The 21,147-nt window shown below is 69.0% G+C and carries 20 protein-coding genes; 14 read left to right on the forward strand and 6 right to left on the reverse strand.

The features are described from left to right. Positions 1 to 34 precede the first annotated feature (34 nt). The 13 genes from Q0568_RS08620 to Q0568_RS08680 all read left to right on the forward strand — a co-directional run bounded on the left by Q0568_RS08620 (position 35) and on the right by Q0568_RS08680 (position 13,339). The gene (locus Q0568_RS08620) at positions 35 to 1,429 is read left to right on the forward strand and encodes an LLM class flavin-dependent oxidoreductase (protein ID WP_298865424.1); all 1,395 of its coding nucleotides are present in this window, start codon (positions 35 to 37) and stop codon (positions 1,427 to 1,429) included. Positions 1,430 to 1,484: 55 nt separating this feature from the next. Further along, positions 1,485 to 3,026, forward strand: a complete 1,542-nt coding sequence (locus Q0568_RS08625; protein WP_298865426.1) for an ABC transporter substrate-binding protein — start codon at positions 1,485 to 1,487, stop codon at positions 3,024 to 3,026. Positions 3,027 to 3,045: 19 nt separating this feature from the next. Then, a complete protein-coding gene (locus tag Q0568_RS08630; RefSeq protein WP_298865428.1) occupies positions 3,046 to 4,017 on the forward strand; it encodes an ABC transporter permease in 972 nt (323 codons plus the stop codon). Then, positions 4,014 to 4,883, forward strand: coding sequence for an ABC transporter permease (locus Q0568_RS08635; protein WP_298865429.1), 870 nt, complete (start codon positions 4,014 to 4,016; stop codon positions 4,881 to 4,883). The genes Q0568_RS08630 and Q0568_RS08635 overlap by 4 nt, the downstream gene beginning before the upstream one ends. Then, positions 4,880 to 5,692, forward strand: coding sequence for an ABC transporter ATP-binding protein (locus tag Q0568_RS08640; RefSeq protein ID WP_298865431.1), 813 nt, complete (start codon positions 4,880 to 4,882; stop codon positions 5,690 to 5,692). Before Q0568_RS08635 ends, Q0568_RS08640 begins: the two co-directional genes overlap by 4 nt. Then, positions 5,685 to 6,518: an ABC transporter ATP-binding protein gene (locus Q0568_RS08645; RefSeq protein ID WP_298865433.1), complete on the forward strand. Its 834-nt coding sequence runs from the start codon at positions 5,685 to 5,687 to the stop codon at positions 6,516 to 6,518. Before Q0568_RS08640 ends, Q0568_RS08645 begins: the two co-directional genes overlap by 8 nt. A 64-nt stretch (positions 6,519 to 6,582) precedes the next feature. Beyond that, the gene (locus Q0568_RS08650; protein ID WP_298865435.1) at positions 6,583 to 7,323 is read left to right on the forward strand and encodes a hypothetical protein; all 741 of its coding nucleotides are present in this window, start codon (positions 6,583 to 6,585) and stop codon (positions 7,321 to 7,323) included. Next, the gene (locus tag Q0568_RS08655; protein ID WP_298865437.1) at positions 7,320 to 8,612 is read left to right on the forward strand and encodes a PLP-dependent transferase; all 1,293 of its coding nucleotides are present in this window, start codon (positions 7,320 to 7,322) and stop codon (positions 8,610 to 8,612) included. Before Q0568_RS08650 ends, Q0568_RS08655 begins: the two co-directional genes overlap by 4 nt. Positions 8,613 to 8,633: 21 nt before the next feature. Next, on the forward strand, positions 8,634 to 9,686 hold the full coding sequence (locus tag Q0568_RS08660; RefSeq protein WP_298865439.1) for an LLM class flavin-dependent oxidoreductase: 1,053 nt from the start codon (positions 8,634 to 8,636) through the stop codon (positions 9,684 to 9,686). 47 nt (positions 9,687 to 9,733) lie between these two features. Continuing rightward, positions 9,734 to 10,717 (forward strand): Gfo/Idh/MocA family oxidoreductase, encoded by a 984-nt coding sequence (locus Q0568_RS08665; protein ID WP_298865441.1) that lies wholly within the window; start codon positions 9,734 to 9,736, stop codon positions 10,715 to 10,717. A gap of 2 nt (positions 10,718 to 10,719) precedes the next feature. Continuing rightward, positions 10,720 to 11,634 (forward strand): NYN domain-containing protein, encoded by a 915-nt coding sequence (locus Q0568_RS08670; protein ID WP_298865443.1) that lies wholly within the window; start codon positions 10,720 to 10,722, stop codon positions 11,632 to 11,634. Between the two features lie 30 nt (positions 11,635 to 11,664). Next, positions 11,665 to 12,285 (forward strand): DUF4166 domain-containing protein, encoded by a 621-nt coding sequence (locus Q0568_RS08675; protein ID WP_298865445.1) that lies wholly within the window; start codon positions 11,665 to 11,667, stop codon positions 12,283 to 12,285. A 100-nt stretch (positions 12,286 to 12,385) separates the two neighbouring features. Then, positions 12,386 to 13,339 carry a DUF1731 domain-containing protein gene (locus tag Q0568_RS08680; RefSeq protein ID WP_298865447.1) on the forward strand — a complete coding sequence of 318 codons (954 nt, stop codon included), beginning with the start codon at positions 12,386 to 12,388 and terminating at the stop codon, positions 13,337 to 13,339. On the opposite strand, the gene Q0568_RS08685 is transcribed toward Q0568_RS08680, so the two are convergent. From Q0568_RS08685 to Q0568_RS08700, 4 genes are read right to left on the reverse strand one after another with little or no spacing between them, the layout of a single operon-like run. Then, positions 13,336 to 13,701 carry a PLD nuclease N-terminal domain-containing protein gene (locus Q0568_RS08685; RefSeq protein WP_298866017.1) on the reverse strand — a complete coding sequence of 122 codons (366 nt, stop codon included), beginning with the start codon at positions 13,699 to 13,701 and terminating at the stop codon, positions 13,336 to 13,338. The genes Q0568_RS08680 and Q0568_RS08685 overlap by 4 nt on opposite strands. 41 nt (positions 13,702 to 13,742) lie before the next feature. Continuing rightward, positions 13,743 to 14,579 carry a sulfurtransferase gene (locus Q0568_RS08690; protein ID WP_366941381.1) on the reverse strand — a complete coding sequence of 279 codons (837 nt, stop codon included), beginning with the start codon at positions 14,577 to 14,579 and terminating at the stop codon, positions 13,743 to 13,745. Next, positions 14,576 to 15,505, reverse strand: coding sequence for an aldo/keto reductase family oxidoreductase (locus Q0568_RS08695; protein ID WP_298865449.1), 930 nt, complete (start codon positions 15,503 to 15,505; stop codon positions 14,576 to 14,578). Before Q0568_RS08695 ends, Q0568_RS08690 begins: the two co-directional genes overlap by 4 nt. A gap of 25 nt (positions 15,506 to 15,530) precedes the next feature. Then, the gene (locus Q0568_RS08700) at positions 15,531 to 16,496 is read right to left on the reverse strand and encodes an acyltransferase family protein (protein ID WP_298865451.1); all 966 of its coding nucleotides are present in this window, start codon (positions 16,494 to 16,496) and stop codon (positions 15,531 to 15,533) included. A gap of 96 nt (positions 16,497 to 16,592) precedes the next feature. Between Q0568_RS08700 and pgi the strand changes: the two genes are divergently transcribed. Next, positions 16,593 to 18,275: a glucose-6-phosphate isomerase gene (gene pgi, locus Q0568_RS08705; RefSeq protein WP_298865453.1), complete on the forward strand. Its 1,683-nt coding sequence runs from the start codon at positions 16,593 to 16,595 to the stop codon at positions 18,273 to 18,275. Between the two features lie 79 nt (positions 18,276 to 18,354). On the opposite strand, the gene Q0568_RS08710 is transcribed toward pgi, so the two are convergent. Both Q0568_RS08710 and Q0568_RS08715 read right to left on the reverse strand, forming a co-directional pair. Continuing rightward, positions 18,355 to 19,476, reverse strand: a complete 1,122-nt coding sequence (locus tag Q0568_RS08710; RefSeq protein ID WP_298865454.1) for an acyl-CoA desaturase — start codon at positions 19,474 to 19,476, stop codon at positions 18,355 to 18,357. A gap of 127 nt (positions 19,477 to 19,603) precedes the next feature. Then, positions 19,604 to 20,932, reverse strand: coding sequence for a serine/threonine-protein kinase (locus Q0568_RS08715; protein WP_298865457.1), 1,329 nt, complete (start codon positions 20,930 to 20,932; stop codon positions 19,604 to 19,606). Positions 20,933 to 21,147: the final 215 nt, after the last annotated feature.

A 21,147-nucleotide genomic window follows, 5' to 3' on the forward strand; every position in this document is an offset into this window, starting at 1 on the left:
ATCGTGGGACAGCACAAGGAACAGGAGTCGGAAAGTGGCAGAGACGAACACCCCGCGTCAGATCAAGTTCGGCGCGATCCTCACCGGCACCGGCGGGCCCGGCGATCAGCTGCGTTGGCTGGATCCGGAGATCCCCGGAGATGCCAGCGTCGACATCGACTGGTACATCGAGTACGCGCGTCTCGCCGAGCAGGCGAAGTTCGACCTGGTCTTCATCGTTGACAGCCAGTTCATCACCCCGAACTCACCGCCCCACTACCTGAATCGGCTCGAGCCGCTGACGCTGCTGTCCGCCCTCGCCGTCGCCACCGACCGCATCGGTCTGGTGGGCACCGCGACGACGTCGTACAACTCCCCGTACAACCTCGCCCGGAGATTCGCATCGCTCGACCTCATCAGCCACGGTCGGGCCGGATGGAACGTGGTCACCAGCGGCGACGCGGGGACCTCCAGAAACTATGGACTCGACGAGCACTTCGACTATCCGACCCGGTATCGTCGCGCCGCCGAGCACATCCAGGCGTCGCAGGCGCTGTGGGACAGCTACGAGGACGACGCGTTCCCCCGTGATCGGGACACAAGGGTGTTCCTGGATCCGGAGAAGCTGCACGACACCGATCACCACGGGGAGTTCTTCGACATCGCCGGTCCGCTGAACATCCAGCGCTCCCCACAGGGCCAGCCGGTGATCTTCCAGGCCGGCGACAGCAACGACGGTCGAGACCTGGGTGGACGTCACGCGGAGGGCATCTTCACCCACGCATCGACGATCGAGGCGGGCATCGCGTTCCGGCAGGACATCAGAGGGCGCGCCGCAGCGGCCGGTCGCGACCCCGAGAACGTGCTGATCCTGCCCGGGGCGCGGATCTTCGTCGGCGACACGGATGAGGAAGCCAGGGCGCTCGAGCGCGCCGCCCACCAGCAGAGCAACTCATTCGATATCGCCCTGGCAGAGCTCGGGAGGCCGTTCGGCTGGCACGACTTCACCGTCCACGACCTGGATGCGCCGTTCCCCGACGTGCTGCATCTCGCCCAGCGCAGCTTCCGCACGAACGCGGAGCACATCGTCGCCTTCGCGAAGAAGGACTCGCTCACGCTCCGACAGGTCGTCGAGCGGCTCTCGGCCTTCCACCCCTCTCCGTTCGTGGGCTCGCCGACCACCGTCGCAGACCGTCTCCAGGAGTGGTTCGAGGCCGGGGCCGTCGACGGCTTCAACGTCTACGTCGCCCAACCCGCGCAGTTCCGCCGCCTGCTACGGGATGTGATCCCGATCCTGCAGGCCCGTGGCCTGCACCGCACCGAGTACGAGGGCACCACGCTCCGCGAGCACCTCGGACTGCCAGTCCCCCAGAACCGCCACACGACGGCGGCATCCGCGCAATCCGTCGCATCCGCCGTCGATGCGGATCAGCTCGCGACGATCTCCTGACCGCGCTTCTCCCATTCCACCTCACCGGAACCACCTCACAGAAAGCAGACCGACAGTGACCAGATCATGGCGCACCCTTGCCGCAGCAGCCCTCGCAGTGACCCTCACCGCGAGCATGGCCGCGTGCGCGTCCGGCGCATCCGGCGATGCCGGAGCATCCGGACAGCAGACAGTGCTGCGCTGGTCGATGGGACTGCCCACGTCGTGGGATCCGGTCGCGAGCCGCACAGGCATCGACATCAACACGATCTCGCTGGCCTATGCCTCGCTCACCCAGCTGGACGCGAAGGGCGACGTCACCCCGGGTCTGGCGAAGAGCTGGAAGTACGATGACGCCGGCACCGCCATCACCTTCACGCTTCGAGAAGGCCTGAGATTCAGCGACGGCACGCCGCTGGATGCCGAGGCGGTCAAAGCGCACTTCGAGCGCGGCAAGACGCAGGCCGACTCCCATCTGCGCGACCAGCTCGCCGACCTCGCGAGCGTGACCGCCGACTCGCCGACCCAGGTGACCCTGCACCTCTCCGAGGTCGACTACCAGATCCCCTACCTCGTCGCCGGGCGCACCGGTGCCATTGCGAGCCCCAAGGCCGCGGAGGATCCCGCGAAGCTGGCCGTCGACCCGGTGGGCGCGGGTCCATTCGTCCTGACCGAGTTCGTACCCGAGTCGCACGCCACGTTCGTGAAGAACAAGGACTACTGGGATGCGAAGGACATCCACATCGACAAGCTGGAGCTGAGCACGGCGCTGGATGCCGCCACCGTCGTCTCCGCGGTCCAGTCCGGCTCCGTCGATGTGGCCAGGCTCCCCGCCACTCAGCTGGACCAGGCGAAGGCCGCGGGTCTGCACGTGACCATCGCCGACACCCTCGCGGTCAACGACGCCTCGCTGAACCTCAACAAGGCGCCGTTGAACGACCCCGCTGTGATCGAGGCGCTGCGTTACACGTTCGATCGGAAGGCGTTCGTCGACGCCATCACCGCGGGCAAGGGCAGCGCTGTGCACCAGCCGTTCCCGAAGGGATACATCGCCTTCAACCCCGAGGTCGAGAAGCTCTGGACCTACGACCCGGCGAAGGCGCGCAAGATCCTCTCCGACGCCGGCTACAAGGACGGACAGCTGTCCATCGAGATCACCGCGCACGCAGGCGGCGAACTCGACGCCCAGCTCACCCAGTCGCAGCTGAAGGCGGTCGGCATCGACTCCACGATCCGCCTGGTTCCCGCAGGGTCCACCACCTGGCAGGACGACGTGTACGTGGCCAAGTCCCCGCAGCTGGCCCTGGACGGCACCATCGGGCGGGAATCGCCGGTGGCGAACCTGCTCGCGACGTACGGCCCCGCCGGGATCATGAATCTGTCCGGCCCGCACTCCTCAACCGAATTCCAGAAGGCGCTGGATGCCGTCCGCGCGACGCCCATCGATTCGCCGGACTACCCGACCGTCCTGCGCGCGGCCGTGAAGGCGGGCGTGGAGCAGTCGCCGACGAACTACCTCTACACCTCGCCGTGGATCTTCATCTCGGCGCCCGGGGTGAGCGACCTGAACCTCCTGCCCTCGCAGGTGCGCTGGGAGGGGGTGCGAGTCGACAGCTGATGCCGCTGACTCCTCACTCATGAGATACATCTCAGGTCGCGCCTTCCGGACGGTGGGCGCGACCCTCATCACCGTCGTCCCGGTGTTCATCATCGCGACGCTCATCACGTTCCTGCTCGGCGCCGCCAGCGGCCTGAGCCCGGCAGCATCGCTGTCGGGAGACGAGGCCACACCGGAGCGCATCGCGCAGATCGAGCACCGGCTGGGCCTGGACCGACCGCTGCTGGTGAGGTACCTCGACTGGATGCGGTCACTGCTGTCCGGTGATCTCGGCGTCAGCTGGTACAACCACTTCCAGGTCTCCACGCTGATCGGGCAGCGGCTCACGATCACCACGTCCATCGTGGTCGTCGCACTGCTGCTCGGTGTGGCCGCCGGCATCGTGCTCGGGCTGGCGGCAGCCGTCAACCAGGGACGGGTGGTGGACCGCAGCATCACCGCGTTCGTGTCGGCGGTGTCCACGCTCCCCCCGTTCGTCGTCTCGATCGGTCTGATCGTCCTGCTCAGCGTCTGGCTGAAGCTGCTCCCCTCGTCGGGATACGTGCCCTTCGAGCAGAATCCCGCCATGTGGCTGAAGCTCATCATCATGCCTGCCATCGCGCTCAGCCTGGAGCCTGCGGCGGACATCGCCCGGCAGCTGCGCACGGGCCTCGTGCACACGCTGTCCGAGCCGTACATCACTGGTGCCGTCCTGCGCGGCTTCTCCCCCGGGCGGATCCTGTTCGTGCACGCGCTGCGCAACGGATCGGGGCCCGCTGTCGCTGCACTGGGCATGAAGATCCCCGCGCTGCTGGGCGGCGCCGTGGTCACCGAGACCATCTTCAACATGCCGGGGTTCGGACTGCTCGCCGCCGACTCGGCGCTCCGCGGCGACGTGCCCGTCGTGCTGGGAACCCTGGTCGTGTCGATCATCCTCGTGCTCGTCTTCAACGTGCTCGTGAACATCGGACTGACGATCCTGCAGCCGGCATCCAGAAGGAGCGCGGAATGAGAATCACCGACATCCTGCGGTCCACCAGCGCACGGATCGCCGTGGCGATCCTCGTGGTCATCGCACTGCTGACCGTCGTGGGGCCGCTGATCGCACCGCACGATCCCTATGCGCAGGACACCGCGGCAATGCTGCAGGGCCCAAGCCCGGCGCACCTGCTGGGAACGGATGAACTGGGACGCGACGTGCTCAGCAGGCTGCTGGCCGGGTCGCCGCTCTCCGTGATCTCGGCGCTGCTGGCGGTGCTCGTGGGCGCCGCCCTGGGAGTGGTGCCGGCGCTGCTGTCCGTCCAGCTGTCGCGGACGTTCGAATGGTTCGCGCTCCGCGTGACGGACGCGCTGATGACGCTGCCCTTCCTGGTGTTCGCGATCGCGATGACCGCACTGCTCGGCAACGGGGTGCCGCAGGCGATGGTTGCTGTCGGCATCCTGATCTCCCCTGCGTTCTTCCGCGTGGCCCGTGCTGCTGCTCTCAGCACTGCGCGATCGCAGTACGTCGAAGCCGCAGAGCTGATGGGCGCGTCCACCGGATGGGTGCTCCGCAGGCACGTGTGGCAGCAGGTGCTCCCCGCCATCACCGTGACCGCGGCGTCGATGATGGGCACGGCGCTGGTCGTCGTGGCTTCCCTGACTTTCCTCGGGATCGGCGTCGTACCGCCGGAGCCGACCTGGGGCGGCCTGCTCGCCGGGGACCTGAAATACCTCTATCAGCGCCCGGCCGGCCCGCTGGCACCCGCCGCACTCATCGTGGCCACGGTGTGGGCGTTCAACGCACTCGCCGATGCGCTGAGAGACGCCCAGACCCTCAGCACTCGCGCACCGCAGCCGCAGAATGCTGCACGCACACGACAGGAAGTGACAGCATGACCCTTCTCGAGGTCTCGCAGCTCTCGATCACGACCACGGACGGCTCGATCCTCGTCGACGACGTGTCGTTCACCATCGACCGCGGGCAGACGCTGGGGCTGGTGGGCGAGTCCGGCAGTGGCAAATCCCTGTCCTGCCGCTCGGTGCTCGGCATCGTCCCCGACGCGCTCGTCGTGACGGCCCAGCGCCGCGTCTTCGACGGCATCGATCTGAACCGCACCACGAGCGCGCAGTGGCGGGCCATCCGCGGCACGCGCATCGGCGCGGTGTTCCAGGACCCGGGCTCGCACCTGAATCCGTCCATTCCCGTGGGTCGGCAGCTCGCGGAGGTGCATCGCGTCAAGCGCGGCCTCTCCCGCCGCGACGCGCGGGATGCCGCAGTCCGGGGCCTCGGTGATCTGGGCCTGGTCGCGCCGGAACGCGTCGCGCGCGCGCTGCCGCACGAGCTCAGCGGGGGAATGCTGCAGCGCGTTCTGCTCGCCATCGCCATTGCGGAGTCCCCCGAACTGCTGATCGCCGATGAGCCCACCACCGCCCTGGACGTGACGGTCCAGGCCGAAGTGCTCGACGTCCTGGCCGACCTGCGCGCGACGACCGGACTGGCGATTCTGTTCGTGTCCCACGATCTGCCGGTCGTCGTCCAGGTGTGCGACAGCATCCACGTCATGCGGCACGGGCGCATCATCGAGTCCGGCGACTCCAGCACCGTCCTGAGTGCCCCCGCGCACGAGTACACGCGCGCTCTGGTGCGTGCACACGCCGAGTACGGGCTGGATCGGGTCCTCACGCGGGAGGCCGCGCATGCCTGAGCTCATCCGTCTGGAGCATGCGAGCATCGGCTACGGACCGAGGCGCCGCGCCCTGCCGGTGCTGAAGGACATCACCCTGAGCATCGCGGCCGACGAGCGCATTGGTATGATCGGCGAGACCGGTTCGGGGAAGTCCACGCTCGCCCGCACCCTGCTCGGCCTGACGACGATCCTCGACGGCACGGTCGAAATCGCGGGGACAGACATCGCCGCGCTCCGCGGCCGGAGCCTGCGGGCGTTCCGCCGCGGTGGAGCGATCCAGTACGTGCACCAGGATCCGCTGCGCAGCCTGAACCCCGGCATGCGGGTGTCGGATTCGATCGCGGAGGGACTCGTCATCCGGGGTGGTCTGAGCCGCGACGAGGTCGCACGACACGTCGAGGACGTGCTCACCGTCGTCGGGCTGGATCCGCTGCTGTCCGACAGGCTGCCCTCCGAGCTGTCCGGCGGACAGCGACAGCGGATCGTGCTCGCCCGTTCGCTCGTGCTGCACCCCCGCCTGCTGATCCTCGATGAGCCGGTGAGTGCCCTGGACGCCGCAAGCCGCGTCCAGGTGCTCGATCTGCTGCGGCTGCTGGCGGACGAGCAGGACCTCGCACAGCTGTTCATCTCGCACGACCTCGGCTCCGTGGCCGGCACCACAGACCGGCTCATCGTGCTGTACCGCGGTCGCATCGTGGAGGACGGGCCGACCGCCGAGGTGCTCGCCGATCCCCGGCATCCATACACTCGACTGCTGATCGAATCCGCGCCGTCGCTGACCTCCACCGGCGCCGACCGCGACCGCCGCCGTCAGCTGCGTGAGGCCGTGGAGGTCATCCAGTGACATCGTGCGCAACAGTTCGACACACCCCTGCGCGAACCGCCGACGACCGTCAAGGATGGGACGCATGAGCAGTACGCCCTCCCCCACAGCCGTCTTCACACCGGCATCCCGTGCCCGCGGCACGCTCGCGCTGATCCCGGGTCGCGACGAGACAGCCGCGGTCTACCGCCGCTTCGGCACGCGCATCAGCGCCGACGGGTACGGCGTCGGCGTGTTCGCCGAGGCGGGTGCGGCGATCGCGTGGCTCCGCGAGCAGGAGAGCCCGCGCGTGCTGGTCGGCTCCGACGCCGGTGCCACGGCCGTGCTCACGGCGCTCGCTCAGGGCGACGTCGCAGATGCCGCGATCGTCGCGGGTGTGGTGGTCGATCCGGAGCGCATTCCGACGGATGCCGAGCGCACCGCGTGCCCCGTGCACCTGGGCGTGCTCGCCGAGCAGCACGCCGACACTTCACTTCGACTCGCGGCCGCTCGCTCAGCACAGGCGACAGGCTCAGCGACCCAGAGAACGGGGGCCCCTGAGCTGCCCGCCCCCGCCGACCTCGCCGCCATCTCCGTGCCGGTGCTGGCCGTGCACGGCGGCGCCGATCCGGTCTCCCCGTTCGCGCAGGCCCGCGCCGCGCTGTCGGCCGTGCCGGACCTCGAGATCCTCGAGACCGTCGACGGCCTGCACGACGCGCTCAACGATGCCAGCCACCGCAGCGTGGCCGCCGGCATCGTGCTGTGGCTGGAGCGCCTGCGCGCCGGCGACGTGCACACCGCCGTCGTCCGAGCGATCGACACCACCCGAGCGGCGGCCGCAGCGTGACCGGCGGATTCGCCACCCTGCAGGTGCAGGCAGGATTCACCGCCGGCCAGTCCTTCACCAGCGCCGTCCCCGCCATCCACCAGACCGCGGCCTACGAGTTCTCCTCGCTGCAGGAGGCGGCCGACCTGTTCGCGCTGCGCAAGCCCGGCATCATCTACAGCCGCAACGCCAGCCCCACCCAGCTCATCCTCGAGGAGCGCGTGGCAGCCCTGGAGGGCGGCACGAGCGCCGTGGCCGTCGCCTCAGGGCAGGCGGCGGTGGCCGTGACACTGCTGGCGCTGGCAGGCCGCGGCGGGCACATCGTCGCCGCCGACCAGCTGTACGGCGGCACCGTCGACCTGCTGCAGGACACCCTCGACGACTTCGGTATCGCCGTCACCTTCGTGGATCAGGATGACCCGGATGCCTGGCGGGCGGCCATCCGTCCCGACACCCGTGCCGTGTTCGCGGAGATCGTGGCGAACCCCGTGGCCCAGGTGCTGGACACCCGGCTCGTCGCCGACATCGCCCATGCCGCCGGCGTGCCCCTGGTGGTCGACAGCACCGTCGGCACCCCGGCGCTGGTGCGTCCGGGTGACCACGGGGCGGACTTCGTGGTGCACTCGGCCACCAAGTTCCTGGCCGGTCACGGAAGCTCCCTGGGCGGCATGGTGGTCGACCAGGGCACCTTCGACTTCGGCGCCGAACCCGAGCGCTGGCCGCAGTTCACCCAGCCGCACACGCGCTTCGGCGATCTGGTGCTGTGGGAGCGCTTCGGGCAGGGCCGCGCGTTCGCCGTGCTGGTGAAGTCCAAGTACGTGCACGACCTGGGCCCCTCGCTGTCCCCCTTCAACGCCTGGCAGATCCTGCAGGGCATCGAGACACTCGACCTGCGCGTGGCGCGCCAGTCGGCGAGCGGCCTGACCATCGCGCAGCACCTGGCGCAGCATCCGTCGGTCGCGAAGGTCAACCACCCCGGTCTCGCAGGCAACCCCTGGCACGCACTGGCCGAGCGGTACCTGCCGAACGGCGTGCCCTCGGTGTACTCCTTCGAGATCGCAGGAGACGAGCAGGACGCCTTCGCGCGCATCTCACGGCTCGTCGAGGAGCTGAAGTACTTCCGCCTCGTGGCGAATCTGGGCGATGCCCGCAGCTTGATCTCGCACCCGGCATCCATGACCCATTCCCACCTCACCGCCGAGCAGCGCGCGGCAGCGGGGATCTCGCTGAACACCGTTCGACTGTCGATCGGGATCGAGGATCCTGCCGACCTCATCGCCGACCTCGACCGCGCACTCGCGCTCATCTGACCCGCACCGAAGGAGCACGTCATGCCCATCGACCTCGGATACTGGACCCCCGTATACGGCGGATTCCTGCGCAACGTGCGCGACGAGGGGCGGATGGCCGCCACCTGGGAGTACATCCGCGAGGTATCGGTGACCGCCGACCGGCTCGGTTTACACACCACGCTGGTGCCGGAGCTGTACCTCAACGACCGCAAGGGCACCGACGCGCCGAGCCTGGAGGCGTGGTCGCTGTCGGCGGCCATCCTCGCCGCCACCGAGCGCCTGCGTGTGATGACCGCGGTTAGGCCCGGGTTCCACCTGCCGGCCGTGCTGGCCAAGACGGTGTCGACGCTGGACAGCATCGCACCAGGCCGGGTGGCGCTGAACGTGGTGGCCGCCTGGTGGGCCGAGGAGGCGCGCCAGTTCGGCGGCGTCTTCCCCGCGCACGACGCGCGGTACGCGCAGGCCACCGAGTTCGTGCAGGTGCTGAACGGGCTGTGGGAGCACACGCCGTTCAGCTTCAGCGGCGACCACTACGAGTTCGAGGGCACGATCGTGGAGCCCAAGCCGTCGGCCCATCCGGTGGTCTTCGCCGGCGGCGAGAGCGAGTCGGGTCGCGAGGCCATCGCCGGCTTCGCCGACGCGTACGTCATGCACGGCGGCACGCTGGACGAGGTGCGCGCGAACGTGAGTGACATGAACGCACGCTCCGAGCGCCTGCACGGTCGCCCGGTGGCGGAGTTCGGCATGCCCGCGTACGTGATCGTGCGCGACACCGAGGCCGAGGCGCAGCGCGAACTGGACCGCATCACCACCGTCGACCCGGCCTCCCCCGGCTACGCCTCGTTCGAGCAGTTCCGGCAGAACTCGAACCTGTCGCTGGAGCTGTCCCGCCGCGAGTACTCGGTCGGCACCCGCGGGCTGCGCCCGAACCTGGTCGGCACCGCAGAGCAGGTCGCGGAGCGCATCAACGAGTATGCGGATGCCGGCATAAGCCTGCTGCTGATCCAGGCGTCCCCGCTGGTCGAGGAGCTGGAGCGCATCGCCGACCAGGTGTTCCCTCTGGTGGAGCAGAGCTCGATGGCCGCCGTCTGACCGCCGCATCGCCGTCAGCGTCGGTGCCGCGCACTACGCTGGACGCCATGACCGGACTTCGCTGGGGCATCCTCGCCACGGGCGGCATAGCCGCCTCCTTCGCCTCCGACCTGCGCACCGCGGGTCTCGACCTGCAGGCTGTGGGCTCGCGCTCACAGGAATCCGCCGGCACGTTCGCCGCGCGGTTCGGCATCCCCCGCGCGCATGCCTCGTACGAGGCACTGGTCGAAGACCCCGACATCGACATCATCTACGTCGCCACACCGCACCCGATGCACCACGAGAACGCCCGGCTCGCGCTCGAGCACGGCAAGCACGTGCTGGTCGAGAAGGCGTTCACGCTCAATCGCGCACAGGCGGAGGACCTTCAGCGGCTGGCGGCCGAGAAGGGTCTGCTGGCCATGGAGGCGATGTGGACGCGCTACCTGCCGCCCATGGTGCGCATCCGCGAGATCCTCGCCGCGGGCACTCTCGGCGAGATCCGTGCGGTGATGGCCGATCACACCCAGCACCTGCCCACCGACCCCGCGCATCGGTTGAATGCCCTGGAGCTCGGCGGCGGCGCGCTGCTGGACCTGGGCATCTATCCCGTTTCGTTCATCTGGGACGTGCTGGGCGAGCCGGTCAGCATCCAGGCATCCGCACGTCTCGGCGAGACCGGAGCGGATGCCGAGATCGCGACCGTCATGACTCATGCCGGCGGCGCCGTCTCCACGAGCCTGTCGTCGTCGCGAGCAGCGGGACCGAACACCGCCACGATCGTGGGGACGGATGCCTGGCTGCAGCTCGACCACGTCTGGTACACGCCCACTTCCTTCCGTGTGACCGCGACCGACGGGACCGTGCTCGAGGAATACGAGTCCCAGGTCGACGGCCGCGGTATGCAGTATCAGGCATTCGCCGCGGAGAGAGCCGTCGCCGACGGCGGAAGCGGAGGCCTCGCACTCCCCATCGCCGAGTCCGTCGCCATCATGGGCACGCTCGACGAGATCCGCCGCCAGATCGGCGTGCGCTACCCCGAGGAGGTCTGAGCATGGCGGAGGCAACAGGACGCGTCGCGGTCTACTTGGACTTCGACAACATCGTCATCAGCTGGTACGACCGGGTGCACGGTCGCAACGCCTACGGCAAGGACCGCCAGCGCATCACCGACGACCCGCACGACAAAGAGGTCGCCGAGCGCCTGAAGCAGGCCATGATCGAGGTCGGCGCGATCATCGACTACGCCTCCTCGTTCGGCACGTTGGTGCTCACCCGCGCGTATGCCGACTGGTCCTCGCCGGTGAACGCCGAATACCGCTCGCAGCTCGTGGCGCGTGCGGTCGACCTCGTGCAGCTGTTCCCCGCCGCCGCCTACGCCAAGAACGGCGCCGATATCCGCCTGGCCGTGGATGCCGTCGAGGACATGTTCCGCCTGCCCGACCTGACCCACGTGGTCGTGGTCGCCGGCGACAGCGACTACGTGCCGCTCGCGCAGCGCTGCAAGCGCCTGGGCCGCTACGTGATCGGCGTGGGTGTGGCGGGTTCGACCGCCAAGTCGCTGGCCGCGGCGTGCGACGAGTTCGCCGGCTACGAGTCGCTCCCCGGCGTCGTGCGCCCCGAGCAGAAGGCCAAGGATGCCCCGGCGAAGGACACCAAGGGCGCGAAGGCCAAGGACGAGAAGAAGCCGGCCACCACCCGCCGGGCCAAGGCCGCCGCGAAGCCCGACGAGCAGGGCGAGGCGACGATGCTGCTGGAGCGCGCGCTGCAGCTGGGGCACGATAAGGGCGACGCCGACGAGTGGCTGCACGCCTCGGCGGTGAAGACGCAGATGCGCCGCATGGATCCGTCCTTCAGCGAGAAGGCGCTGGGCTTCCGGTCGTTCAACGACTTCCTGCGCTCACGCGACGACATCGCCGAGCTCTCCGAGAACGGGCACGAGCGGCTGGTGCGCCTGAAGGAGGCCTGAGTCGCCCCACCCGAGGGCTACTCTCGAAGCATGGAACACGTGCCTCAGTCCCCGTATCTGCGGGCGCTGGGCGAGCACCGGGCACTGCTGCACCCCGCACTGCGCACGTACTTCTCAGCGATCCCACGGGGGCAGATCGGCATCGGCGAGGGTGTGTTCGAGCGCGTGGGCACGCCGCGAAGGTGGCTGTGGCCGCTGCTGCGGGTGCTGCAGAATCACGCCGTCGTGCACGCCGGCTGGCACCACGAGGTGCCGTTCACCGTGCGCAACCGCACCATCGCGGGCAAGGCCGTCAGCATCCGCACTCTGCGCCTTCCGGACGGCGACTGGATGATGAAGGATGCCGTCAGTGCGCGTCCGCGTGGTCGAGTGCTGGATCAGCTCGGCGAGCCGACGACGCTCGCCGTCGCCTTCGAAGTCGCCGTCGACGATGGTGCCCTCACACTGCGCAGCCGGGCCGTGGGTGTCCGGATCGGACGCACGCGCATCACGCTGCCGCGCTTCATCTCTCCCGTGATCCAGCTGCGTGAGAGCGCCGAGAGGCAGACCGGCCGTCAGCGCGTGGCACTCACCGTCGACATGCCGCTGCTCGGGCGGTTGTATGAGTACGAGGGCATGTTCGAGTACCGCATCGAGCCGGAGACCGCCTGATCCGTGGCGTCCGAGGTTCGAGCGAATACGTGCTGCTTCATTTTTGAACATGTTCAATATATGCGTATCCTGGATCTCGAGGCATCTGAAGGGCGGGATCATGGCTGACGGACGTGTGGTGATCGGCGGATCGACGGGGTTCATCGGAACCCGCCTGCAGCAGACATACCGCGCACAGGGTCGCGAGGTCATCACGATCTCGCGCGCCGGTGCGGACCTGACCTGGACCGACCAGTCCGGCATCGATGCGGCTGTCGACGGCGCCGAGCTCGTGGTTGGTCTCGCCGGCAAGAGTGTGAGCTGTCGGTACACGCCGACCAATCGCGCGCTGATCCTCTCGTCCCGGCTGGACACCACCACCGCCCTCAGCACGGCCATCGGCCGGGCATCCGCTCCTCCGCCGCTGTGGGTGAACTCGTCGACGGCCACCATCTACCGGCACGCCGAGGACCGCCCGCAGACCGAGGCCGACGGAGACATCGGCACGGGATTCTCCGTCGAGGTCGCCAAGGCCTGGGAGCGGGCGCTGTTCGCCGACGATCTCCCCGCAACGCGTCGCATCGCGCTGCGCACGGCGATCGTACTGGGTGACGGCGGAGTGCTCGGCACCCTGCGACGGCTGGCACCCCTGGGGCTCGGTGGCCCGCAGTTCGACGGCTGGTGGCCCGTGACGAAGGCACGCCGCGCCGCCGGCACCGCGCACCAGCACGGCTCTGGCCACGGCCATCAGCGGTTCAGCTGGATCCACCTCGACGACGTCGCAGGCATCATCGACTTCCTCGAACAGCATCCGGAACTGAGTGGGCCCGTCAATGCGGCCGCGCCGAATCCCGTCGACAACGTGGCCTTCATGGCGGCCGTGCGCAGGGCGCTGGGCGTGCGGTTCGGCCCGCCCACGCCGCGGTGGATGCTGGAGTTGGGTGCGATCGCCATCCGCACCGAGACGGAGCTGATCCTGAAGAGCAGGTGGGTGCTGCCCGGTCGGCTCGCCGAAGCCGGCTATGCCTTCCGGCATCCGGATCTGGACGAGGCCGTCCGGGTGTCGCTGCGCTAAGCCTCGCCGCGCTCCTGCTTGCGCTTGGCGATCTCCGCGCGCAGCCGCTCCTCTTCGATCTCGCGATCCAGATCGGCGAGTTGCTGCTCGGTGGTGCGGGTGTCGGCGGGAACGGTGGGCGGCGCGGACGGCGCGGGCTCGGAACGCCGCCGGGGCGCCGGACGGCCCAGGCGGATGCCGCCCTCGGGGTACTCCCTGCCGATGCCGAACCACAGCACGCTGCCGATGAACGGCAGCAGGATCACCAGCAGCAGCCAGACGAACTTCGGCATGTGCCGCACCTGGGAGTCGTCACGACGGATGATGTCCACGAGCGCGAACACCATCAGCGCCAGTACGAGCAGCGAGAACAGGTACCCCATGCTCACAGAGTAGAGGATGCCGCCTCACCGACGGGCGACGGTCACTCCTCGCCGGTGGCCACCGGACGCCTCGGCGTGTTCGACCACGCGCTCCACGACCCGGGGAACACCGTCACCGCGCGTCCGGCGATCTCCCCCGCCAGCGCCAGCTGCGCGGCGGTGATCCCGGATCCGCAGTATGCCGCGATAGGCATGGAGCCGTCCGCGCCGACCGCATCGAAGGCCGCGGCGATCTCGGACGCCGGCAGGAACCGCGCATCCTCGGTGAGCACGCGACCGATGGGCAGGTTGCGTGCGCCGGGGATGTGCCCCGCGACCGGATCGATGGGCTCGGTCTCGCCCCGGTAGCGCTCGGCTGCTCGCGCATCCAGCAGCACGCCGGACGTCGGCCATGCGGCCGCCCCATCGATGTCGATGACGCCCTCGGACCCGGGCGAGCCCAATTCGATGTCCCCCTCGGGCACCTCGACGTCTCCCGTGGCCGTCTCGCCTCCGGCCGCCAGCCACGCCGGCAGCCCGCCGTCCAGCACGCGCACGTCGGCCACCCCCGCTCGGCGCAGCGCCCACCAGGCGCGCGACGCCGCCAGCATCCGGAAGTCGTCGTAGACCACCACGGGTGCTCCCGCTCGCAGGCCCCAGCGCCGGGCGGCGGCGGCGAGCGCCGCATCGTCGGGCAGCGGATGCCGGCCATCGCTCGGTTCGCCGTGGCCGGCCAGCTCTCGCTCCACGTCGATGAACACCGCGCCGGGGATATGGCCTGCCAGGTACTTCTCGCGCCCGTCGTCGCGGCCGAGCTGCCAGCGGGCATCCAGAACCTGCACCTCGCCGAGGCGCTCGCGCAGTTCAGTGGCGCTGATGAGCGGGTTCACGGCGTTCACGGAACGATGTGCCCTGCCGTGCGGAACAGCTCGTACCACTCGGCGCGGCTGAGCTCCACGTCGGCGCCGGCAGCAGCATCCGTCACCCGCTGCGGGGTGGTCGTGCCCAGCACGACCTGCATGTGCGCGGGATGCCGGGTGATCCAGGCCGTCGCGATGGCGATGGGCTCGACGCCTTGCTTCGCCGCCAGCCGGTCGATCACGGCGTTCAGCTCGGCATGCTTCGGGTTGCCGAGGAACACGCCGTCGAAGAATCCGGCCTGGAACGGCGACCACGCCTGGATCGTGATGCCGCCTGCGCGACAGTACTCCACGATCCCGCCGCCGTCTCGGACGATGCTCTGCTCCTCGCCGGACATGTTGGCCGCCACGCCCTGCGCGATGATCGGCGAGTGCGTGATCGACAGCTGCAGCTGGTTGGCGATGAGCGGCTGCGTGACGGCCGTGCGCAGCAGGTCGATCTGGCGCGGCGTGTGGTTGGAGACGCCGAAGGAGCGCACCTTGCCGGAGCTCGCGAGCTCGTCGAACGCGCGGGCGACCTCCTCGGGCTCCACGAGCGCGTCGGGGCGGTGCAGCAGCAGCACGTCGAGGTAGTCGGTGCGCAGTGCTTTCAGCGATCCCTCGACCTGGGTCATGATGTGCTCGTATGAGAAGTCGAACATCTGCTCCGAGGGGACGATGCCGCACTTGGTCTGCAGGATGATCTCGGCGCGCTCGGCGGCGGAGAGCTTCAGCGCCGAGGCGAATCGGTCCTCGCAGACGTGCATGCCGCCGCCGTAGATGTCGGCGTGGTCGAAGAAGTCGATCCCCGCGGCGCGGGCGGTGTCGTACAGCTCCCGCACCTCGGCATCCGTCTTGTCGGGGATGCGCATCATGCCGGAGATGACCGCGGGTGCGGTGCGGGTGCCGAACGGAACAGTCTTCATGCTTCCTCCAGGGTCACAGGCAACGCTACCCCGCGACGCGCTCAGCGGGTGGGCGGCGGAGTCGCTCCTGGCCGGTGAGCCAGGGTGAGAGCGGGGTGCGCAGCGCCACCAGCCCGATCGCCAGCGGCACCAGCATGCCCACGGCGAAGGCCACCGGGTCGGGCCAGGTGGTCCACAGCACGACGGGGTGCAGCAGCACGACGGTCAGCAGCGGCAGCGCCAGCAGCGTGCACACCTGGGAGAACATGCCCGGGCGCACCAGGCTCTCAGCGACGAGGATCATGCCGAACGAGATGGCGACGGAGACCAGCAGCGAGACCACGGGCGTGCCGTAGTCGCCCTGCTTGATGTCGATGAAGTCCGACAGCCCCGTCATGATGAGCACCGCGCTGATCAGGATGAGCAGGATGCCGGTCAGCAGCGGCATCCTGATCCGCGCGCGCACCCGGCGCAGGGCGTCGCCGATGAGCAGGTAGACGAGGCAGGTGACAGCCAGTCCGATGCCCAGTGGCGTGTCGGAGAGCACGGAGCCCCAGATCCAGCCGGCGATCGCGCCCACGACGCCGACGGCCCACTGCACGGCCAGCGGCAGGGGCTCGATCAGCCGCAGCAGCAGGGCCGTGAAGAACAGCGTGGTGATGAACCAGAACGTGATGTACGGCATCCCCGCCACGCCGCCGCCGTACAGACCGCCGAGGATCCGCTGCCCGGTGTCCTCGAAGCCCTGCAGGAGCAGTGCGACGGTGAGGATCACGAATCCGGCGAGATACGGACGGCCCAGTGAGCGGAGCCGGCGGCTCAGCTCGATGCGCAGAGAGCGGTGCGGCTTCCACAGATAGCCCGAGAGGATGAAGAACACCGCGACGTGCCAGGTGTACAGCAGATCGCCGGTGGCGTCACGGGTGAAGACGTGACCGGCCACGATCGCCGCGACCGCGATGATGCGGACGAGGTCGATCGCCCCGGACCGGTTCGGCATCGCCTCGAGCATGTCGCGACGATAGTCCTCGCACCTTGCCGTGGCATGTATGAGGCCCGAGCGACCCGGAACGACCGCCCTCCGGCATCCGGCGCTAACGTTGATTCCATGACGTCTCCTATCGATGCGACGACCACCTCCGCCTGGGCCGAGCTCACCGCTCTGCAGGAGAGCTTCTCCCCCGATCTGCGCGCGTGGTTCGCCGAGGATCCCGAGCGCGTGCAGCGCTTCTCGCTGCCGCTGGGCGACCTGCACGTGGACCTCTCGAAGAACCTGGTGACCGACGAGGTCCTGGCAGCCCTCGTGCGCCTGGCCGAGCAGACCGGCGTCGCCGAGCGCTACGCAGCGATGCTTCGAGGCCAGCACATCAACACCACCGAGGACCGTGCCGTGCTGCACACCGCCCTGCGTCGCCCGCAGGGCGCGACGCCGACGCTGGTCGTGGACGGTCAGGACGTGGATGCCGATGTGCAGTCCGTGCTCGCGTCCCTCTCCGCCTTCGCCGATCGGGTGCGCTCGGGCGAGTGGAAGGGCGTGACCGGCAAGAAGGTCACGCACGTCGTGAACATCGGCATCGGCGGCTCCGATCTCGGTCCCGTGATGGTCTACGAGGCGCTCAAGCCGTACGCGGATGCCGGTATCCAGGCCCGGTTCGTGTCGAACATCGACCCCACCGACATGGCGCAGAAGACGGCCGACCTCGACCCTGAGACCACGCTGTTCATCGTCGCCTCGAAGACGTTCACCACCCTGGAGACGCTCACCAACGCGCGCCTCGCGCGCGACTGGCTGTGGGCGGGGCTTGCTGCATCCGGAGCCATCGCCGACGACGACCAGAGCAGGACGGATGCCGTGGCCCACCACTTCGTGGCCGTCTCCACGGCCCTCGACAAGGTGGCCGAGTTCGGCATCGACCCGGCCAACGCGTTCGGGTTCTGGGACTGGGTGGGCGGCCGCTACTCCGTCGACTCCGCCATCGGCCTCTCGCTGGCCGTGGTGTTCGGACCCGAACGATTCCGCGAACTGCTGTCGGGCTTCCACGCCGTGGATGAGCACGTGCGCACCACCCCCCTGGCGCAGAACGTGCCGGTCCTGATGGGGCTGCTCAACGTCTGGTACTCGAACTTCCTGGGTGCGCAGTCGCACGCGGTGCTGCCGTACGCGCAGCAGCTCAGCCGCTTCGCCGCGTACCTGCAGCAGCTGACCATGGAGTCCAACGGCAAGTCGGTGCGCTGGGACGGCTCGCCGGTCACCACCACCACCGGCGAGGTGTTCTGGGGCGAGCCCGGCACCAACGGCCAGCACGCGTTCTACCAGCTGATCCACCAGGGCACCCGGCTGATCCCCGCGGACTTCATCGCGTTCGTGAACCCCGCGTACCCGCTCTCCGACGGCGGTCGCGACGTGCACGGGCTGTTCCTGGCGAACTTCCTCGCGCAGACCAAGGCGCTGGCGTTCGGCAAGACCGCGGCCGAGGTCGAGAGCGAGGGCACTACCGGCGCTCTGGTCGCCGCACGGACCTTCCCGGGCAACCGGCCCACCACGTCGATCTTCGCGCCGTCGCTGACTCCGGCCGTGCTCGGTCAGCTCATCGCCCTGTACGAGCACATCACGTTCACGCAGGGCACGATCTGGGGCATCAACTCCTTCGACCAGTGGGGCGTGGAGCTGGGCAAGCAGCTGGCGCTGCAGATCGCCCCGGCCATTGAGGGCGACGCCGATGCCCTGGCCGGGCAGGACGCGTCCACCCGAGCGCTGCTGGCGTACTACCAGGAGCACCGGAGGCACTGAAGCAGGCCCCTGACGATCTGAGAGAGCCCCTCGCCGTGAATGGCGAAGGGGCTCTCTCGATCTCGGGGACCTGCAGCGCTCAGCTGCGACCGAACTGCGCGGCCGCAGGACAGGCGAACGGGTCGCTAGCGGCAAGCCCGACGCGGTTGAGGTACCGGATGACGATGCTGTAAGAGCGCAGCATCGACACCTCGGTGTAGGGCACATCGTTCGTGCGGCAGTACTCCCGCACGATCTCCCTCGCGCGTGACAGGTGCAGTCGGGACATGCTCGGGAACAGATGGTGCTCGACCTGATAGTTCAGACCGCCCATCAGCCAGGTCGCCCACCAGCCGCCGCTGACATTGCGGGACGTGCGCACCTGCTTCGTGAAGAAGTCGAGCCTGGCCTCGGGGGCGATGATCGGCATCCCCTTGTGGTTCGGGGCGAAGGTGGCACCCATGTACACGCCGAACACGGCGACCATCACACCGAAGAAGGCGAAGGCCATGCCCAGCGGCAGCAGCAGGAACAGCGGCACCAGCACGATGGCGAAGCGAGCGACGATGAGGCCCAGCTCGGTCCAGCGGCCCGTCACTTTGCCGCGTGAGAACAGGTGCTGGAAGCTGAGCCGGTGCAGGTTCAGGCCTTCCAGCGTCAGCAAGGGGAAGAACAGCCAGCCCTGTCGCTGGGTGATCCATCGGATGATCCCGCGCGAGCGCGCGGCATCCTCCTCCAGGAAGGAGATCGTGTCGACCGCGATGTCGGGGTCCTTGCCGACTGTGTTGGGATTGCCGTGATGTCTGGTGTGCTTGGAGTCCCACCAGGAATAGCTCATCCCGACGACACCGGCCAGGATGCGTGCGAGCCGGAAGTTCGCCGGGCCCGAGGCGAGGATCTGCCGGTGAGCGGCCTCATGGGCGAGGAAGGCGACCTGGGTGAACAGGATGCCGAGCGCTCCGGCGATGAGCAGCTGGAACCAGCTGTCGCCGAGCAGGAGGAAGCCGGCGATGCAGCCGGCGAAGGCCACCGCGAGGCCGGCGGCGACCACCGAGTAGAACCTGGGCGTTCGGCCCAGCAGCCCGGTGTCGCGGACGACATTCAGGACGTCGCGATAAGCGCGCGCCATCGGCGGGAACTCGGAGTTCCCCGCGTACGTCTGGCGGATCCGGCCGGGGGTGAGCCTGGAGGCCTCGGTCGTGTCTGTGTGCGTGAGAGACATGTCGTTCTCCTGCCGGTCGGGAGCCCTTGAGCCGGTCGAGCCAAGGGCGGATGCCGATCGCTGTCTTCAGCGTACGCGGGGTGGTATGCGGCCCGGGGCATGCTTCGCGCATTCGTCGTGAGGCAGCTCACCCGCCGTGCCCGGGCGACCCGGACTTTCCCGAGTTGCTTCCCGTTCCCTGGTTGGGGTTCGCGGCCTTCTCCGCACCGTGCGATCCTGCGCGGGCACGCTGCCCGTGCCCGGTCTGGCCGTGGCCGTTCTGGCCGTGACCGGTCTGGGACGTCACAGGTCCGGTCTGCACGCCGGCACCGGAATCCGAGGGCGTATCGAGCGGGTCGGGCTGATCGGACGCCGCGGGGCTGATGGCGACGCGCGCAGGCGGCACTGCGGGACCTGCCGAGTTCCACGCTCCCGCGATCGCGAACAGCGAAAGCGCGGCGACGCCGAGCGCGCCCGCGACGGTGAAGCGCAGACCGCGCGATTGGCCCCTCCGGCGGGGGCCGCCTGGATGTTCCCCGGTCGTCCCGAGCGGATCGGAGTCGACGTCGTGAGGCTCTGCAGCATCGGGCGTCAGCCCGATGGGCAACGTGCGGGCCACGTCCCGAGCATCCGGCGGCTCGCGGTCCTCGAGCACGAGGGCCGCCCGTGCGACATCTCCCGCTGACGGGCGCTGCGCGGGATCGGTGCGGGTCATCCTCGTGAGGAGGATGTGCCACCCCGGCCCGGCTGATGACGGAACGGCCGGAGGCTCGCTCAGCCGCCGCAGAGCCGTCTGGACTCCGCCTGCGATCGGATACGCCGGCCGGCCGGTGAGCGACTCGATCAGCACGAGGCCGAGGGAGTAGATGTCGACGGCTGTGGTCAGCTCCGCGGCGCGAACCTGCTCCGGAGCCATGTAGGCGGCAGTGCCGATGGCTACTCCGGGTGATGTCAACCTGGCATCATCGATGTCGAAGGCGACTCCGAAGTCCGTCAGCTTCGCGACTCTGCGCGCACCAGCGTGCTCAGGCGAGGCCATCAGCACGTTCGAGGGTTTGACGTCGCGGTGGATGATCCCGGCGCGGTGGACGGCTTCCAAACCCTCGGCGATGTCGCGTGCCAGCGACGCGGCCGCCATGGGGGTCAGTGGCCCCGCGTGCAGCAGCGACGCCAGCGTGGGCCCCTCGACGTACTCCATCACCAGATACCGGGGGTGGTCGGGATCCAGTCGGGCGTCGTACAACGTGACCAGTGAGGGGTGGTGCAGGCTCGCCAGCACGGCTGTCTCCATCCTGACCCGCTCGAGCGACATCGGCAGTTCGTCCAGGCTCTTCAGCAGCTTGATCGCGACCATCCGTCCCAGCTTCAGATCCTCGGCGCAGTAGACCGCCGACGTCGCGCCTCGCCCGACGCAGGGTCCCAGGCGGTACCTTCCGTCCAGCAGCGGCTCGGTCGGCTGATCGTCGAAGGCGGGCATGGATCACTCCTGACTGCGCGGCCCGGGCGCCGCATCTCGCGTGCCGCGTATCGGGTGCGGCATGGCTGCTCGGGCACCGCGTCGATCCCGACTCTATGAGCGACCGCGCGATTCGGCTCCCCGGTTGACGCGAGAAGCGGGATCTGCAAGAGCGCCCGGCATATGAGTTCGCTGACAATCATGCACTAATGCAAGTTTGCCGTTGCGCATGAATT

The organism is uncultured Microbacterium sp. (assembly GCF_937927635.1).
In the GTDB taxonomy this organism is placed as follows: Bacteria; Actinomycetota; Actinomycetes; order Actinomycetales; family Microbacteriaceae; genus Microbacterium.

What these genes read in the sequence shown, in the direction of transcription:
- Q0568_RS08630 (WP_298865428.1), top strand. Translation starts at nt 3,046, where the DNA reads ATGAGATACATCTCAGGTCGCGCCTTCCGGACGGTGGGCGCGACCCTC.
- Q0568_RS08635 (WP_298865429.1), top strand. Translation starts at nt 4,014, where the DNA reads ATGAGAATCACCGACATCCTGCGGTCCACCAGCGCACGGATCGCCGTG.
- Q0568_RS08640 (WP_298865431.1), top strand. Translation starts at nt 4,880, where the DNA reads ATGACCCTTCTCGAGGTCTCGCAGCTCTCGATCACGACCACGGACGGC.
- Q0568_RS08645 (WP_298865433.1), top strand. Translation starts at nt 5,685, where the DNA reads ATGCCTGAGCTCATCCGTCTGGAGCATGCGAGCATCGGCTACGGACCG.
- Q0568_RS08650 (WP_298865435.1), top strand. Translation starts at nt 6,583, where the DNA reads ATGAGCAGTACGCCCTCCCCCACAGCCGTCTTCACACCGGCATCCCGT.
- Q0568_RS08660 (WP_298865439.1), top strand. Translation starts at nt 8,634, where the DNA reads ATGCCCATCGACCTCGGATACTGGACCCCCGTATACGGCGGATTCCTG.
- Q0568_RS08665 (WP_298865441.1), top strand. Translation starts at nt 9,734, where the DNA reads ATGACCGGACTTCGCTGGGGCATCCTCGCCACGGGCGGCATAGCCGCC.
- Q0568_RS08670 (WP_298865443.1), top strand. Translation starts at nt 10,720, where the DNA reads ATGGCGGAGGCAACAGGACGCGTCGCGGTCTACTTGGACTTCGACAAC.
- Q0568_RS08675 (WP_298865445.1), top strand. Translation starts at nt 11,665, where the DNA reads ATGGAACACGTGCCTCAGTCCCCGTATCTGCGGGCGCTGGGCGAGCAC.
- Q0568_RS08680 (WP_298865447.1), top strand. Translation starts at nt 12,386, where the DNA reads ATGGCTGACGGACGTGTGGTGATCGGCGGATCGACGGGGTTCATCGGA.
- Q0568_RS08685 (WP_298866017.1), bottom strand. Translation starts at nt 13,701, where the DNA reads ATGGGGTACCTGTTCTCGCTGCTCGTACTGGCGCTGATGGTGTTCGCG.
- Q0568_RS08695 (WP_298865449.1), bottom strand. Translation starts at nt 15,505, where the DNA reads ATGAAGACTGTTCCGTTCGGCACCCGCACCGCACCCGCGGTCATCTCC.
- Q0568_RS08700 (WP_298865451.1), bottom strand. Translation starts at nt 16,496, where the DNA reads ATGCTCGAGGCGATGCCGAACCGGTCCGGGGCGATCGACCTCGTCCGC.
- pgi (WP_298865453.1), top strand. Translation starts at nt 16,593, where the DNA reads ATGACGTCTCCTATCGATGCGACGACCACCTCCGCCTGGGCCGAGCTC.
- Q0568_RS08710 (WP_298865454.1), bottom strand. Translation starts at nt 19,476, where the DNA reads ATGTCTCTCACGCACACAGACACGACCGAGGCCTCCAGGCTCACCCCC.
- Q0568_RS08715 (WP_298865457.1), bottom strand. Translation starts at nt 20,932, where the DNA reads ATGCCCGCCTTCGACGATCAGCCGACCGAGCCGCTGCTGGACGGAAGG.